The sequence below is a fragment of the Roseibium sp. SCP15 genome (assembly GCF_040329435.1).
GTDB lineage: Bacteria > Pseudomonadota > Alphaproteobacteria > Rhizobiales > Stappiaceae > Roseibium.
On record NZ_JBDZYI010000005.1, the window covers coordinates 45,672 to 60,607 of the forward strand.

The following is a 14,936-nucleotide window of genomic DNA, read 5'->3' on the forward strand; positions in this document are numbered from 1 at the left end:
AGTTCTCAAAATTTTTCCGGAAGAAGATTTCACCAGACGGGTTTTACCATACAGAGGCTGCCGAGTAGGCCCTCTGTTGCATTGTCTAAGCACAAACTTCTGACCTCCGTGCCCCGCGCGGAGGTTTTTTTTGGTCTGAGGCCCGAAACCGAGACCCGGAAACCTAGCCCTTGACCTTTGCCTCCAGCACATCCCAGACCATCGCCGCGACATCAGGACCGCCCAGATTGCGAATGGCGCGAATTCCGGTCGGCGCGGTGACGTTGATCTCCGTCAGCATGCCGTCAATTACGTCGATACCGACCAGGATCAGGCCCTTTTCCCACAACGACGGGCCGAGACGGGCGCAGATTTCCCGTTCGCGGTCACTCAGATCGCTGTCAGTCGGAGCACCGCCGCGCACCATGTTGGAACGCAAATCGCCTTCCGCCGGAACCCGGTTGACCGCCCCGGCAAATTCGCCGTCCACAAGCAGGATACGCTTGTCGCCGTGCTTCACATTCGGAAGGAACTGCTGGATCACCCAGGGTTCGCGGAAGGTTGCGTCGAAGAAATCGTAGAGCGAGCCGTAATTGAGATCATCTTTCGTGATGCGGAAGACGGCTGCTCCACCATGGCCGAACAGCGGCTTCATGACGATGTCGCCGTATTCCTCGCGGAAGAGGTCGATTTCAGCCCTGTCCTTGGTGATCAGGGTCGGCGGCATCAGATCGGCAAATTCGGTAACGAACAGTTTCTCCGGTGCGTTTCTCACCGACGCAGGATCATTGACCACCAATGTGTCGGGATGGATCTTTTCCAGAATGTGGGTAGCGGCAATGTAGGCAAGGTCGAAAGGCGGGTCCTGACGCATCAGAACAACGTCCATGTCGCGCATGTCCGTGCGCTGTCTTTCACCCAGCTCGAAATGGTTGCCCTTCTCGTCGCTTACCCGGACCGGTTCCAGAGCGCAGAAAACATCATCACCTCGCTGCGCCAAACGCTCAGGCGTATAGTGAAACAGTTCATGGCCTCTTGCCTGCGCTTCCAGCATCATCGCGAAAGCGCTGTCACCGGCAATGTTTATGGTGGAGATATGGTCCATTTGGACCGCAACTTTCAAAGCCATTAGGCGACTCCCGGCGGGGCGCAGATTTGCGCGGGGTATTTCAGATCGATTGGTCCAGATATGCGGTCCGCATTCGGCTTTGTCCAGTGGCAGCTGATCGACTGCCCTTCACGACGCTGATATCGGCAATCCTCGGAAAGGGTTCGGATCTATTCCCAGGCCTCAAAAGCGTTTTCGATCCGCTCGGGCAACGCCCAGGGGCGGACAACGACCACATCAAAACGAAGGGTGAAGAAACCAGCCTTCGGATGTTCCGAAACGAAAATTTTCGCTGCTTTTGAAATCCGCTTCTGGCTGGCCGGGGTGACCGCTTCCATGGCCGCGCGGCGGGATTTTCTGGCTTTGACTTCGATGAAGGCGACGGTCTTGCGTTTCTTGGCGATGAGATCGATTTCGCCAGCCTTGGTCTTGTAGCGATGTTTCAGGATGCGCCAGCCGGTCAGACGCAGATACCAGGCGGCCCAGAATTCCGCCGACAATCCGCGCGCATGCGCCTGGCGGCGACTTTCGGTTCCGCCCGCCTTCTCTCTCGCCATCGTCAGCCGTCTCCCGACTTCAGGTCGAGTGCCCGCTTATAGACCTCGCTTCTTTCCAAGCCGGTTGCCTTGGCGACTTTCTTGGCGGCCGCGCTCACCGGCATCTCGGCAAGCGCTTCTTTCAACAGCTCATCGAGATCGGAAGCTTCGGCTTCCGGCTTTTCTTCCGGTGGCCCAACCAGAATGACGATCTCACCCTTGACCTGCTGGTCCGCAAAGCGTTGCGCGAGCTCGGTCAGCGTTCCACGTTCGAAGGTTTCGAAGCGCTTGGTGAGTTCGCGCGCAACGACCGCTTCCCGGTTGCTGCCGAAAACATCGGCCATCAGTTCAAGCGTCGCAGCGGTGCGGTGCGGAGATTCAAAGAAGATCAGGGTCGCCGGCGTCTTGGCGAGTTCTTCAAGACGTTTGGTCTTCGGGCCGCCTTTCTGTGGCAGGAACCCGGCAAAGAGCACCGTGTCGCTCGGCAGTCCCGACGCCACCAGACCGGCGAGTGGTGCAGACGCGCCCGGGATCGGAATCACCTTGAAGCCTTCGGCCACAACGTCCCTGACAAGCCGGAATCCGGGGTCCGAGACCAGCGGCGTGCCGGCGTCGGAGACGAGAGCAACGGCCCTGCCGTTTGCAAGCTCCGCCAGGATCTTCGGGCGCTGCTTGTCGGCATTGTGCTCGTGATAAGGCAGAAGCGGTGTCTTCAGTCCGAATTTCTGAGTCAAAGTTGCCGTCACACGCGTGTCTTCACAGGCAATGACGCTGCTTGCCGCGAGTGTTTCAAGTGCGCGGACGGTGATGTCTCCCAGGTTCCCGATCGGCGTGGACACGATATAGAGTGCAGGTTCCAGATTGGGTGCCGAGAAAGCGTGTTCTGCAAGGCTGAAGCGATTTTTTTCCGCGGGCGAGGCGGTTGCGTCCGTCCCCATGAAGCCTCCTTACAGTCCGGTCCTTCGACCGAATATCCAGTCGCTGTGGTGCAATTCTTTTTCTGCGCTACCTGCAGAACGCAACTCATGCAAGGCAAATCCACTATTCTTCAAGCAGATACCCCCTTCAAAGGGCGCTAAAACTGGACATGTCGGTAACGAATACGTAAGTCTTTGCCAAAAGGTGGATTGATAAATATGGCAAGTGCAATGCGGGGCAAAAACAAGCAACAGGGCCGTCGTGTCTTTTTGAAGACCGCGTTGGCAGGGGCGAGCACCATGCTGCTCGGCGGCTGCCTGGGGTCAACTCTGGGGTCATACCCCGGTGAAACGATCCAGCCAACCGGACAGCCGCAGGTTTCGGGTGAGGTAATCGGCACAGGAAGTGTCCGGGTCGGTCTGCTGTTGCCACTGTCCGGCGGCAATGCCTCCATCGGCACCGTGTTCAAGAACTCCGCCTCCCTTGCCCTGCAGAGCTTTCCCAGTGCAGACGTCCAATTGCTGGTCAAGGATACGGGTGGCACGGCAGAAGGTGGACGGGCCGCGGCACAGGCCGCCATTTCCGAAGGTGCCGAGCTGATCCTTGGACCGGTCTTTTCACCGGCCGTTTCGGGCGCTGCGACGGCGGCGAGGGCAACCGGTGTACCGGTCATCGCGTTTTCGACCGACACTTCCGTTGCAGCGCGCGGCGTCTATCTGTTGAGCTTCCTGCCCGAAAGCGACGTCAAACGCATCATTGGCTATGCCAACAGCCAACAGAAGCAATCCTACGCAGCCCTGGTCCCCGAAGGGGCTTACGGCGCCGTCGTCGAAGCTGCCTTCCGCCAGGAAGTCGGGCGCGGAGCAGGGCGGATCGCGACCATTCAGCGGTACAAGATGACCGGATCGGACGCGACGGACCTGATTGCCAAGACAACGGCGTTGAAATCCGTTCTCAACAACATTGACGCTCTGTTCGTTCCGCAAGGCGGCAACGTTCCGGCTCAGGTTATCCAGACCCTGGTCAGCCAGGGCGCCAATCTCGGGCAGATCAAGCTGCTCGGCTCCGGGCAATGGGATACCCAGCAGGTCAAGAACAATCCGGTTCTGGCCGGTTCCTGGTTTGCCGGACCGGAAGACAAGGGCTTCCAGTCCTTTGCACAGCGCTACCAGGGCACCTACGGTTCACGACCGCCACGCAATGCCAGCCTTGTGTATGACGGTGTCACGCTGGCCGCGGGCCTGATCCGCTCCGCCGGGCCTCAGCGGTTCCAGCAAAATATTCTGACCAACCCGGATGGTTTCATCGGTATCGACGGCCTGTTCCGGTTCAGGTCCAACGGCCTCAACGAGCGTGGACTTGCCGTCTATCAGGTCACCGGCAAGGGAACGCAGGTCATTTCACCGGCACCCAGAGATTTCCGGACCGGTTTTTAGGTTAGATAAGGAATGCAGATGTTAAGCGGCAAACAGATCGTGCTGATCATCAGCGGCGGCATTGCCGCCTACAAGTCGCTGGATCTGATCCGACGGCTGAAGGAGCGCGGCGCCAGAGTCGTGCCGGTCATGACCGCCGGGGCGCAGGAAATCATCACCCCGCTTGCCGTTGGCGCCCTGTCAGCCGAGAAAGTGTTCACAACCCTCTTCGACAGGGAAGACGAGCACGATGTTGGCCATATTCGTCTGGCCAGGGATCATGACCTGATCCTGATTGCCCCCGCCACCGCCAATCTGATGGCAAAGATGGCACATGGCATCGCGGACGACCTGGCATCGACCATTCTGCTGGCAACGGACAAACCTGTTCTCGTGGCCGCCGCCATGAACCCGAAGATGTGGCAAAACCCTGCTACCGCCCGAAATGTCACGACGCTCGAAGAACGCGGGATCCGATTTGTAGGCCCTGCTTCCGGTGAAATGGCCGAGCGTGGTGAAGCTGGTATTGGCCGCATGAGCGAGCCGCTGGAGATCGTTGCCGCCGCCGAAGCCGTGCTCCGGGACAATCAGTTGGAAAACGGCGAACTTCCACTTGCCGGAAAACATGTCCTGATCACGTCAGGTCCCACCCACGAGCCGATCGACCCGGTTCGCTACATTGCCAATCGTTCTTCCGGCAAACAGGGACACGCCCTTGCTGAAGCCGCTTACGCGGCCGGTGCCCGGGTCACGCTTGTCTCCGGCCCGGTCGGTCTGTCCGATCCCAACAACATCAAGGTCATTTCGGTGGAATCCGCCGCTGAAATGCTGAAGGCGGTGGAGACAAATCTTCCGGCCGACATCGCGATCATGGCTGCTGCCGTCGCCGATTGGCGTGTTGCCTCGGAAGGCACGCAGAAGATCAAGAAGGACGGCACCGGGAAACCACCTGCTCTCAATCTGGTCGAAAACCCGGACATTCTGTCGACGGTCGGCCATCACGAGAAGCTGCGCCCCGATTTGCTGATCGGATTTGCCGCAGAAACCCAGAACCTTTTGAAGAATGCCCGCTCCAAGCTTGAGCGCAAGAACGCCGACTGGATCATCGCCAACGATGTCAGTCCCGAAACCGGGATCATGGGCGGCGATGCCAATACGGTTCGCCTGGTAAGCAAATCCGGCGTTGAAGACTGGCCGCAGATGGACAAGGCCGAAGTCGCTCGCCAGATCATTGCGCGCGCTGCCGAGGCACTCAACAACCGGTCCGGTTCCTGAAAGTTTCAGTCGCTCAAACCCTCTGATCCGCTTCAGGCCACGAAGCGATAGTAGCTCATGCTGAGCGAACCATATTCGTAGCTTCTGTGCATCAGTTCCGGCTTCGCCTTTTCACCGGCGGCTCCAAAGGTGAAGAACAGCGGCAGAAGATGTTCCTCCGTCGGATGGTTCCGACGAAAATCAGGTGCTTTTTCCAGGTCCTCAAAATAGTCGATTGAGCCTGCCTTCAGCCCCTCATCCAGCCACTGGTCGAATTTCTGGGCCCATTGAGGAACTTCGGCGCCCCGAGGAAAGACCTCGCGCAGATTGTGCGTGGTGCTGCCTGAGCCAACGATCAGGATTCCCTGCTCTTTCAGCGGCGCGAGCGCACGTCCCAGGGCGTAGATGGAGCCCGGTGAGCTGCCATTCGGCAATGACAAGGCTGTTACGGGTATATTGGCCTGCGGAAAGGCAAGCGAAAGCGGAACCCAGGCGCCATGATCCAGCCCCCAGCTGCTGTCGAGTTCCACGTCGTGACCAGCGGCTTCAAGCAGTTTGGCTGCTTCATCAACCTGATCTTCATCGGTGCGCGCGGGATACCGCAGCTCATAGAGAGGGGGAGGAAACCCGCGGAAATCATGGATCGTGCGCAGCGGGCCGGGGGAGGATAGTTTCAGCCCTTCCGTCTCCCAGTGGGCAGACAGGATCAGAATTCCCGCCGGTATCGGCTGTGTCTGCGCAAAGCGTTTCAGAAATCGGCTCGCCGACGTTTCGTCCAGCGCCAAGGTCGGCGCGCCATGAGCGAAGAATACGGGTGGAATGCTTGCCACCGGCATGCGGATATCTCCATTGGGCTGAAATCTTCAGATCTCTAAAAGGATAGGGATCAAACGCCTGATCAGAAGTTCAGTATTTGGAGAAGGCCTGTTCCATAATCGGGAACAATCAATTCCGGTCAGCAAACAAAAAAATCCGCCCCCGTAGCCGGGAGCGGACACATTCATGTCAAAACGTGGCTTCCGCTTACCGGTATCCGACGTTGATCAGCTGAACCCGGCGGTTGATGCCCGAATCCGGTTTGGACGGATCGCGCAGCTGTTCTTCACCGAGACCGACGGCCTGCAAATACTCCGCCGGAACCTGGAACGTGGTCACCAGCGCCTCGCGAACCGACTTGGCACGTTTGATCGAGAGTTCGAGATTGTATTCGCGCGTACCGGTCGCATCCGTGTGACCGACAATGTAGAAGGTTTGCCCCTGAAGATAAGGCGTATGCAGGGCATCGGCGATCAATCCGACGGTTTCGTAAGACTCCGGCTTGATGCGAGCCGAGTTCAGATCGAAGGTGATTTCGACGTTGAACTGGCGCAGGGAAGCCAGCTTGTCCCAGAGAGGCAGGTTGCCGGGGGAATTGGCACCAGGATATTTCTGGATGTTCTCAAAAGCGGCTTTCTGCAGTTCGTCGGCACTCACGTCGACTTCCTGCTGTGCGCCCTGGAGCGAGTTGATGATCTCGTTGCGGCTGAGTTTGGTTTGCGCGGACGCGCCGGAAACCGAAACGGCAAGGATGGCAGCCGAAATACCGGCCAGAAGTGTCTTGTTCATAGAAATTCTCCGAAGCAGGTATTAGCGGTAGCCAGCCAGATCGATGGCGGTGTTGCATTTGGCGCTGACGGACGGCTGCGCCTTGAGGAGGCAGCGCAGAATGTGACCGGCACCTGCTTTCACGCCCTTGCAATACTGGGCAGCATCCCGATCGCAAATCTTCGGAGCTGCCGCCTGGGCTGCCAGACGTTCCTGAATGAGAGACGCGACGACCGCACGGTCGGCGTTACATTTTTCAGACACTTTCGCCTGGTTTTCGGCCAGACATTTGCCAATCCCGTTATTGGCAAGCGTCGCGGACTTGCAGTATTTGTCGATGTCCTTGCCACAGCTGACCGACAAAATCTTGATTGCTTCAGCGAAGCCCACAGTTTGAGCAAAAGCCGCCGGGGCGGTTGCTAAAAGAACACCTGTTGTGAATGCAAAAATCAAACGTCTCATATTGTAAATCTCCCAACCGGGGTCTGCGCCCCAGATAAACTTACGATGCGGCAGAGTGTTTCAGGAGATGACAACGACTTCAAGTAGGTAGTTGGTATTTATGGCGCCCCCTCGCAGCATGCCATCGGCCTTGACAGCAGCCGGAGAATATCGTCACTCGCCGCTGGATCGAACAGCCGGATTTTTACCATGACCGTCACACTGGAACTGAAACGTCTCGACCACGGCAAGGACCTGCCCTTGCCAGCCTATCAATCCACGCTGGCCGCCGGTCTTGATCTGCAGGCAGCTGTCGAAAGCAGCGTCACCTTGGCCCCCGGGGAGCGCACACTGGTTCCAACCGGGCTCGCCATGGCCTTGCCGGCCGGTTTCGAGGCTCAGGTGAGACCACGCTCCGGCCTTGCCGCCAAGCACGGTGTAACCGTTCTGAACACGCCGGGGACAATCGACGCGGACTACCGCGGTGAGGTCAAGGTCATCCTGATCAATCTCGGCACGGAGCCTTTCGAGATCACCCGCGGCGAACGCATCGCGCAGATGGTTGTTGCTCCTGTACTTCAGGCCGATATCCGGGAGGTCGCCACTCTGTCCGACACCGAACGCGGCAGCGGCGGTTTCGGTTCCACCGGCCGCGGTTGACCCACATAATTCAAGGATACGGAATGTCTCCCAGTCTCGTCATTTTCGATTGCGACGGTGTTCTCGTCGACACGGAACGCATGACCAATCAGAACATGGCCGATCTGGTCACGGAACTCGGCTATCCGATTACCGGACCGGAATGCCAGCGGCGCTTCATGGGCCGAACACTGGAAAACGTGAAGGAAATGGTCGAGGCGCTGATTGGCCGGGAACTGCCAAACGACTGGCCGGACCAGGTTCGTGAACGCGACCTTGAAAGCTTCAAGGCCGGTGTTCCCGCGATCAGCGGCATTGAAGCCGTCCTGGATGACCTGGACGACCGTGGCGTGCCCTATTGCGTCGGCTCCTCCGGAAAATACGCGAAGATGAACGCGACGCTTGGAAGCTCGGGTTTGTTGCCCCGGCTGAAAGACAGACTGTTTTCCGCCCAGGACTGCGAACGCGGCAAGCCGGCACCAGATGTGTTCCTGCTGGCGGCCCGCACCATGGGCCATCCACCGGAGACCTGTGTTGTCGTGGAGGACAGCCTGCCCGGTGTCAGAGCGGCGCGTGCGGCGGGCATGCGCGTCTTCGCCTTTGTCGAAGACCCTTCCTGCGACCGGCAAGCCATGACCGATGCAGGCGGTATCCTCTTTGAACATATGGCTGATTTGCCGGATCTGCTCTTTTCCAACAGTTAGGGATTTTCTGGAAAAAGGTTTTACGGGAACCACTTCAAAGGCACTTTGCGCCCCTTAAAACTTTCAAGGGCCCATACTATCTTAGCCCACCGAATGACTTGAATGCGGACGGAAGAAAAGCCGTTTTACAGGGAGAATACCATGACAATGACGACAAACGGCCGCGGGAAGATTTATTCCTCCATTACCGAAACCATCGGCGATACGCCGATCGTGCGGCTGGATCGTCTTGCCAAGGCCCATGGCGTCAAGGGCAACCTGCTTGCCAAGCTGGAATTCTTCAATCCGATCTCCAGCGTCAAGGACCGTATCGGCGTCGCCATGATCGAGGCAATGGAACAGGACGGCCGCATCGAGCCGGGCAAGACCACCTTGATCGAGCCGACTTCCGGCAACACGGGTATCGCGCTTGCCTTCGTCGCCGCCGCAAAGGGTTACCGGCTGATCCTCGTCATGCCGGAGACCATGTCGGTCGAACGGCGCAAGATGTTCAAGATCCTCGGGGCCGAGCTGGAACTGACCGAAGGCCCGAAGGGCATGAAGGGCGCGATTGCGCGCGCGGAAGAGCTTCTCGGCGAGATCGACAATGCGGTGATCCCGCAGCAGTTCGAAAATCCGGCGAACCCGGAGATCCACCGGAACACCACGGCGGAAGAAATCTGGAACGACACCGATGGCGGCATCGACGTGTTCGTGTCCGGTATCGGTACCGGTGGCACGATCACCGGCGTCTCCCAAGTGCTGAAACAGCGCAAACCGGACCTTCGTGTCGTCGCCGTCGAGCCGGAAGACAGCCCGGTTCTTTCAGGCGGTGAGCCGGGTCCACACAAGATCCAGGGCATTGGCGCCGGCTTCGTTCCGGGCGTTCTGGACACGTCCGTCTTTGATGAAGTCCAGACCGTTGCCAACGAAAACGCTTTCGCCATGGCACGCGAAATTGCCAAGACGGAAGGCATTCCAGTGGGCATTTCCTCCGGTGCTGCTTTGGCGGCTGCCATCCGCGTCGGCCAGCGGGACGATATGGACGGCAAGAACATCGTCGTCATCATCCCGTCCTTTGCCGAGCGCTACCTGACAACGGCCCTCTTTGAAGGCCTGTAACCAATGACAATTGCGATTGACGGCCAGAAGAAGAGCTTCTCCTTCAAATGCGCCTGCTGTGGAGAAATTCACGAAGGCGGGCCGTCATTCGCATTCAACGAACCTTCATTCATTTGCGATATTTCCGAAGAAGAGCGCGCTGAGCGGGTTTTCCTGAACAGTGACCTATGTGTCGTGGACAATGAGACATACTTTATCCGGACGACGCTCGAGATTCCGATAAACGGTTCCGACGACAGCTTTCTCTGGGGCGTGTGGGTGTCTCAAAGCAAGGAAAGTTTCGACCGTTACGTCGAGACTTATGAGCAGGATCAGACTGGTGACCGTTCATTTGGTTGGCTCGCTGTATCGATGCCCGGGTATTCATCGAAGGATACGGATCATGCCAGCCTCGCAACCGACGTTGTGTGGGGCAATGAACGCCCTGAGCTGAAAATACACGACGATCAGGACCACCCACTTGCCGTCGATCAGCGTGAAGGCATTTCCTGGGAGCGTGCGGTGGAGCTGGCCGTTCTGCTAAATCATGGCAATTAAGAGCTTTGCAGAAAGGTGTTCAGCAAATCTGTCTTTCCATTCTGGTAGAGGAAGAGAATCCGAACACATGCTTGAACGGGCCAGTCTCTTCGCTCTTTGTCGCCTTGAATCCGGCGCGCTCATAAAGCGCACGCGCTCTGGGATTTGTGTCGATAACATCCAAACGCACACTTGAAAGGCCACGCTGCCGGCCTTCTTCGAACACGGCCTCCAACAGGGCCGTGCCGATGCCATTTCCGCGTGCTTTTTCTGAGACGAAAATACCGTCCATCAGCAACTGGTTCGATGTCGCCTCCCGTTCGAGCACATCCAGAATCAAACCACGCCAGAACCCACCCCAGAGGCCGTAAACAGAACGCATGTCCTCCAGGGTGCCGTCAACAAGCGCACCTTCATCCGTCTTGAAACCGGCCATGCCGAGCAATTCGCCCTCCGGGCTCAGAGCACTCAACGCGAACTCCTGGTTCAGGAGCAGTTCGCAAAGCTGGAGTGCCTTGGGCTCAGGAGCAAGGATTTTGCCCAACTTGCCGCGAAAGGCCTGCCAGAAGAGCAGGGCAGCGGTTGTCCGCTGGTCTTCCGGAAAACCTTTTTCGATGCGGAACTCCGTCGGCATGTCAGGTCGTTAGCGGATGTAAACCGCGGTGCCCGTCGCACTGACCATCAGCATCGATCCGTTCTGGCCCACGGTTTCATAGTCGAGATCGACACCGATCACCGCATTGCCGCCAAGTGCTTGCGCGCGGGAGCACATTTCATCCAGTGCGATCTGTCGGGCCTTTGCCAGCTCTTCCTCGTATGCCGCTGAACGGCCGCCGACAATGTCCCGAATCCCGGCAAAGATGTCCTTGAACAGATTGGCACCCAGAATTGCTTCGCCGGTCACCAGACCCTTGTAGTCAATCTCCTTGCCCTGAACGGAATTCGTCGTCGTCACCAGCATGCCATGTCTCCTTAGTCCTTTGCCCTCGGACACATGGGAACCGGGCGAACGCAATGCAAGAATGCCGTGTCTGTAGGAATACCCCCGGAATTAAGGGAGCCTTTGTCGATGCTGGCCTCAGGATTTCTCCCGCAAACGCACCGATAGAAGGGCTTCAGCCAATTCAGCCGCGTCTGTCGGCCAGTATTCTTGAGGTCTGGGATACACAACAGCTTCTCTGTCAGATGGCTGGCAATCCTCTATCTTGTCGATCCAGCGCCTAGGAACTGCCGACTGACCCTGAGCCGCACCCAGCAACGCGCCACAGATGGCTGCGTTGGTGTCCGTGTCGCCCCCATTGCCAACGGTCGAGACCACTGCCTCTTCGAAAGTGATGCCGGACAGCAGATGAAAAAAGGCGTTCTGAAACGCCGTCAGAACCCATCCCATCTGATCGAAAAACTCAGGTGGAGGATTCGTTCTTGCCAGGTCCAGACGCTCACGAACAGCTGCCGCGCCCGATTCCGATCCAGGGTGATGATCTGCATACTCGTTTGCGGTCTGCCACATGGCTTCGCCATCCGCTCCAGCTACTCCCACAGAAATCGCCGCGGCAAAGGCCGCGCTTGCCGACTGGCAGACGGGATGAGGATGGGTCAGTGCAGCGTCCAACGCTCCTAAGGTTGCAGCTTCGGCCGGGGTTCCCGCCGCGAACACGCCGATCGGACTGACACGCATCAACGCCCCGTTGGCCAGACTGCCGGACACCGCTCTTTTTCCGTTCGACAGCGCAATGATTGCAGATTTCGTCGTCAAGCCGATGTCAAACGGTGCCGACATCCACCAGCGGATATAGGCTTCCGCCACTCTGTCCGGGTCAAAAGTGCCATACTGAACAATGGTTCGGGCAAGAGCCAGGGCCATCTCGCTGTCATCCGTCGGCTGACCGGCGATTAGATTGAAGGTGCCGCCGTCCTTCAGATCCCGAACACCCTCCGGATAGAGCTTTGCTATCTTCGAAGCGTTTTTGAATTCGACAAGCGAACCGAGCGAGTCTCCTGCCAGCTGTCCGAACAGACAGCCTTTGGCCCGGTCTTTTGTTTCTTCGCAAACAATCTGCAATCTGTTTCTCCTGGTTCGGGCTTCGGTTCAGCTTCTCGAACGGCCGAGGGATGATCTCGTGACCATCGCAACTTTCCGCACCGTACTCCGCGATCACCCATTGTGGTAATCTGAGCGCTTCAAAGGACTATCGAAAGGCTTTCCAGAGTAGGTGAGGTGCCTCTATGTCCGTCAAATCGCTTCTTCTATCGCTTACACTTGTTTTCTGGGTTTCGGCGGGCAGCGCGCAAGGCTTGCTGATTTCGCGCATGCAGTGCCAAACGACCTACCAGGGCATTCCGTTTATCGGCGTCTTCGAAGTTCAGTTGTTTCAGTACGCCTCCGCGGTGCCCCAAGGCGCAGCCGGATTGCGCCAGCAGCTCAATCTGATGATACGGCGTGGGCAGGCAGCACAAATTCCAGGAACGCTCGTGCTCATGGGTGAATTCCAGGGCGGCGGCGCCATAGTCCACATCGAAGCCCCCAACATGGTCGGCGGTCAGGGAACCGGTGGCATTGTGGTCAACGGTCAGGCCCATCGCGCCACCCACGCAACTTTCTATCTGGTTCAGGGCGGTGTCATCGCCCGGACAGAGGATGGCGTCCAGATTCAATATGCCTGTCAATAGACGGCCAGCATCGCAAACCGCTATGCAGCCAGTCGCGATGCGTCCTGACCCCGATAACTCAGCGCTTCAGCCAGGTGAATGCGGCTGACTTCGTCTTTCCCATCAAGATCTGCCAGAGTGCGGGCTAGCTTGAGAACACGATGATATCCGCGCGCGCTGAGCTGGAGCGTTTCGGCGGCATCGCGCAGGAACGCAAGACCCTTGTCATCCGGCTGTGCCATGGCCTCAACGACCGAGGCAGGTGCCTGGGCATTGGTGCGGCAGACAATGCCGAGATCGAAGAAGCGCTTTTCCTGAATCTTGCGTGCTTGAGCGACCCGTTCGGCCACGACCGCGGAGGGTTCTGCTTCCGCCGGTCCGATCAAATCGGCTGCGGTGACAGCAGGAACGTCGATCCGAAGATCTATCCGGTCCAGAAACGGTCCCGATACCCGCGCCTGATAGTCGCTCACGCAGCGCTCGCCCCGACGGCACTGGTGACCGGGTTCCCCGGCGTGCCCGCAGCGGCACGGGTTCATTGCAGCGACAAGCTGAATGCGTGCCGGATAAGTGACCCGGTGGTTGGCTCGCGCAATCACCGCTTCGCCTGTTTCAAGCGGCTGGCGCAGGCTATCGAGAACCTGCGGATTGAACTCCGGCAACTCGTCGAGAAACAGGACGCCGTGATGAGCAAGCGACACTTCACCGGGCTTTGCGCGCAAACCGCCGCCAACCAAAGCCGCCATGGACGCGGAATGATGCGGTGCCCTGAACGGGCGCCGGTCAGTGAGCTTTCCTTCTGCGAGCTCTCCTGCCAGAGAAGCAATCATTGAGACTTCCAGCAATTCGCGCGGGGTCAAAGGCGGAAGGATCGAAGGCAGTCGGCTCGCCAGCATGGATTTTCCGGATCCTGGAGGGCCTGTCATCAAGAGATTATGTCCGCCAGCCGCGGCGATTTCCAATGCTCGCCGTGCGCTTTCCTGTCCCTTGACTTCGGCAAGGTCCGGAAGCTGACCGGAATTGCCGTGAAGTTTCGCGGCAGGCCGGGAGAGCACCTGTGTACCCTTGAAATGATTGGCCAGTTGTATCAGCGAGCGAGGCGCCAGAATATCCATGTCGCTGTCCGCCCATGCAGCCTCGCCGCCGCTTTCCTGCGGGCAGATCAGACCTTTTCCAAGCGCATTTGCACCCATGGCCGCAGGCAGGACTCCGGTCACCGGCGCCAGCGTGCCATCCAGGCCAAGTTCGCCCAGCACCACGAAGTTTTCCAGAAACTCACCCGGAATTGCGCCAATTGCAGCCATCACACCAAGCGCAATCGGCAGATCGTAGTGGGACCCCTCTTTGGGCAAATCGGCCGGAGCCAGATTGACAGTGACGCGCTTGGCCGGCAGTGCCAGTCCGGAGGCGGAAAGCGCCGCGCGCACACGTTCCCGGCTTTCCGCGACTGCCTTGTCCGGCAGACCGACGATGGTGAAGGCCACCATGCCCGGTCCGACATGCACCTGCACATCCACCGGCACAGCTTCAATCCCCTGAAACGCAACCGTCGTAACGCGACTGACCATAAACTGCCCTCTACCTTGAGATGTAGCCAAGCGAACCATATCTCGTAAAAGGATGCAAGAACAAAGACGGAACGATCGTCACTCGATCTGCGCTAACACCTTGAAACATTTGCCAACAGCGGTTGGCAGATCCCGATAGGTCCGAAATCCCATTGCCTCATAGTAGGCCTGCCCAACGGTGTTGGTCTTGCCGATGGTAGCGTCGATGTCTTGAAGACCGGCTTGCCTGGCCGCTTCCAGAGATGAGGCGAAGAGTGCGGAACCGGCCCCCTTCCTTCCGGAGGACAGGCTGACATAGGTGCCGATAATGCCCCATCCGACAGGAAGGTCGAACGGATTGCCTTCCGTCGCTCTTTTCAGAGCCTGAAAGCCGAAGACATTACCTTCATCATCCGCAATCACCGAGCAGCGCACATTGTCAGGATGCTCGATATAGTACTCGGTCACGAATTCAGGAGCGCTTTGCCGATCGCTGCCCCACTCTTTGAAAATTTCCACCAAGATTGCGCTCATGGCATTCGCAT

18 protein-coding genes are annotated in these 14,936 nt (G+C 58.2%); 7 read left to right on the forward strand and 11 right to left on the reverse strand.

Going from position 1 to position 14,936, the window contains the following annotated elements; all coding sequences use genetic code 11:
- Positions 1-163: 163 nt before the first annotated feature.
- The 3 genes from gshB to rsmI form a co-directional block, all read right to left on the reverse strand.
- Entirely contained in the window at positions 164-1,108 is a 945-nt protein-coding gene (gene gshB / locus ABLO27_RS23100; protein ID WP_353036155.1) for a glutathione synthase, read from the reverse strand.
- A gap of 149 nt (positions 1,109-1,257) precedes the next feature.
- Complete coding sequence (locus tag ABLO27_RS23105; protein WP_353036157.1) at positions 1,258-1,644, reverse strand: YraN family protein; 387 nt, start codon at positions 1,642-1,644, stop codon at positions 1,258-1,260.
- 2 nt (positions 1,645-1,646) lie between these two features.
- Positions 1,647-2,561, reverse strand: a complete 915-nt coding sequence (gene rsmI, locus ABLO27_RS23110) for a 16S rRNA (cytidine(1402)-2'-O)-methyltransferase (RefSeq protein WP_353036158.1) — start codon at positions 2,559-2,561, stop codon at positions 1,647-1,649.
- Positions 2,562-2,759: 198 nt separating this feature from the next.
- On the opposite strand from rsmI, the gene ABLO27_RS23115 reads away from it, so the two are divergent.
- Positions 2,760-3,977, forward strand: coding sequence for a penicillin-binding protein activator (locus tag ABLO27_RS23115; RefSeq protein WP_353036160.1), 1,218 nt, complete (start codon positions 2,760-2,762; stop codon positions 3,975-3,977).
- 18 nt (positions 3,978-3,995) lie between these two features.
- Positions 3,996-5,231, forward strand: coding sequence for a bifunctional phosphopantothenoylcysteine decarboxylase/phosphopantothenate--cysteine ligase CoaBC (gene coaBC / locus ABLO27_RS23120; RefSeq protein WP_353036162.1), 1,236 nt, complete (start codon positions 3,996-3,998; stop codon positions 5,229-5,231).
- Between the two features lie 32 nt (positions 5,232-5,263).
- Here coaBC and ABLO27_RS23125 read toward each other — a convergent pair whose 3' ends face one another.
- From ABLO27_RS23125 to ABLO27_RS23135, 3 genes are all read right to left on the reverse strand, one after another.
- Positions 5,264-6,046 (reverse strand): DODA-type extradiol aromatic ring-opening family dioxygenase, encoded by a 783-nt coding sequence (locus ABLO27_RS23125; protein ID WP_353036164.1) that lies wholly within the window; start codon positions 6,044-6,046, stop codon positions 5,264-5,266.
- A 187-nt stretch (positions 6,047-6,233) separates the two neighbouring features.
- Positions 6,234-6,815 (reverse strand): OmpA family protein, encoded by a 582-nt coding sequence (locus ABLO27_RS23130; RefSeq protein WP_353036165.1) that lies wholly within the window; start codon positions 6,813-6,815, stop codon positions 6,234-6,236.
- A gap of 21 nt (positions 6,816-6,836) precedes the next feature.
- On the reverse strand, positions 6,837-7,256 hold the full coding sequence (locus ABLO27_RS23135) for a hypothetical protein (RefSeq protein WP_353036167.1): 420 nt from the start codon (positions 7,254-7,256) through the stop codon (positions 6,837-6,839).
- Positions 7,257-7,445: 189 nt separating this feature from the next.
- Here ABLO27_RS23135 and dut point away from each other — a divergent pair, with 189 nt between their 5' ends.
- From dut to ABLO27_RS23155, 4 genes are all read left to right on the forward strand, one after another.
- Positions 7,446-7,895 (forward strand): dUTP diphosphatase, encoded by a 450-nt coding sequence (gene dut, locus ABLO27_RS23140; protein ID WP_353036169.1) that lies wholly within the window; start codon positions 7,446-7,448, stop codon positions 7,893-7,895.
- A 23-nt stretch (positions 7,896-7,918) separates the two neighbouring features.
- On the forward strand, positions 7,919-8,578 hold the full coding sequence (locus ABLO27_RS23145; RefSeq protein WP_353036170.1) for an HAD family hydrolase: 660 nt from the start codon (positions 7,919-7,921) through the stop codon (positions 8,576-8,578).
- 141 nt (positions 8,579-8,719) lie between these two features.
- Positions 8,720-9,679, forward strand: coding sequence for a cysteine synthase A (gene cysK, locus ABLO27_RS23150; RefSeq protein ID WP_353036172.1), 960 nt, complete (start codon positions 8,720-8,722; stop codon positions 9,677-9,679).
- A gap of 3 nt (positions 9,680-9,682) precedes the next feature.
- Positions 9,683-10,216: a DUF2199 domain-containing protein gene (locus tag ABLO27_RS23155; protein WP_353036173.1), complete on the forward strand. Its 534-nt coding sequence runs from the start codon at positions 9,683-9,685 to the stop codon at positions 10,214-10,216.
- A 19-nt stretch (positions 10,217-10,235) separates the two neighbouring features.
- On the opposite strand, the gene ABLO27_RS23160 is transcribed toward ABLO27_RS23155, so the two are convergent.
- The 3 genes from ABLO27_RS23160 to ABLO27_RS23170 all read right to left on the reverse strand — a co-directional run bounded on the left by ABLO27_RS23160 (position 10,236) and on the right by ABLO27_RS23170 (position 12,257).
- On the reverse strand, positions 10,236-10,829 hold the full coding sequence (locus ABLO27_RS23160; protein ID WP_353036174.1) for a GNAT family N-acetyltransferase: 594 nt from the start codon (positions 10,827-10,829) through the stop codon (positions 10,236-10,238).
- 9 nt (positions 10,830-10,838) lie between these two features.
- A complete protein-coding gene (locus tag ABLO27_RS23165) occupies positions 10,839-11,156 on the reverse strand; it encodes a heavy metal-binding domain-containing protein (protein WP_353036176.1) in 318 nt (105 codons plus the stop codon).
- 117 nt (positions 11,157-11,273) lie between these two features.
- Complete coding sequence (locus ABLO27_RS23170) at positions 11,274-12,257, reverse strand: ADP-ribosylglycohydrolase family protein (RefSeq protein WP_353036178.1); 984 nt, start codon at positions 12,255-12,257, stop codon at positions 11,274-11,276.
- A gap of 164 nt (positions 12,258-12,421) precedes the next feature.
- Between ABLO27_RS23170 and ABLO27_RS23175 the strand changes: the two genes are divergently transcribed.
- Positions 12,422-12,865, forward strand: a complete 444-nt coding sequence (locus ABLO27_RS23175; RefSeq protein WP_353036180.1) for a hypothetical protein — start codon at positions 12,422-12,424, stop codon at positions 12,863-12,865.
- Between the two features lie 20 nt (positions 12,866-12,885).
- On the opposite strand, the gene ABLO27_RS23180 is transcribed toward ABLO27_RS23175, so the two are convergent.
- Together ABLO27_RS23180 and ABLO27_RS23185 are read right to left on the reverse strand one after the other, a co-directional pair.
- Positions 12,886-14,412, reverse strand: a complete 1,527-nt coding sequence (locus ABLO27_RS23180) for a YifB family Mg chelatase-like AAA ATPase (RefSeq protein ID WP_353036182.1) — start codon at positions 14,410-14,412, stop codon at positions 12,886-12,888.
- 78 nt (positions 14,413-14,490) lie between these two features.
- Positions 14,491-14,925, reverse strand: a complete 435-nt coding sequence (locus tag ABLO27_RS23185) for a GNAT family N-acetyltransferase (protein ID WP_353036184.1) — start codon at positions 14,923-14,925, stop codon at positions 14,491-14,493.
- Positions 14,926-14,936 lie beyond the last annotated feature (11 nt).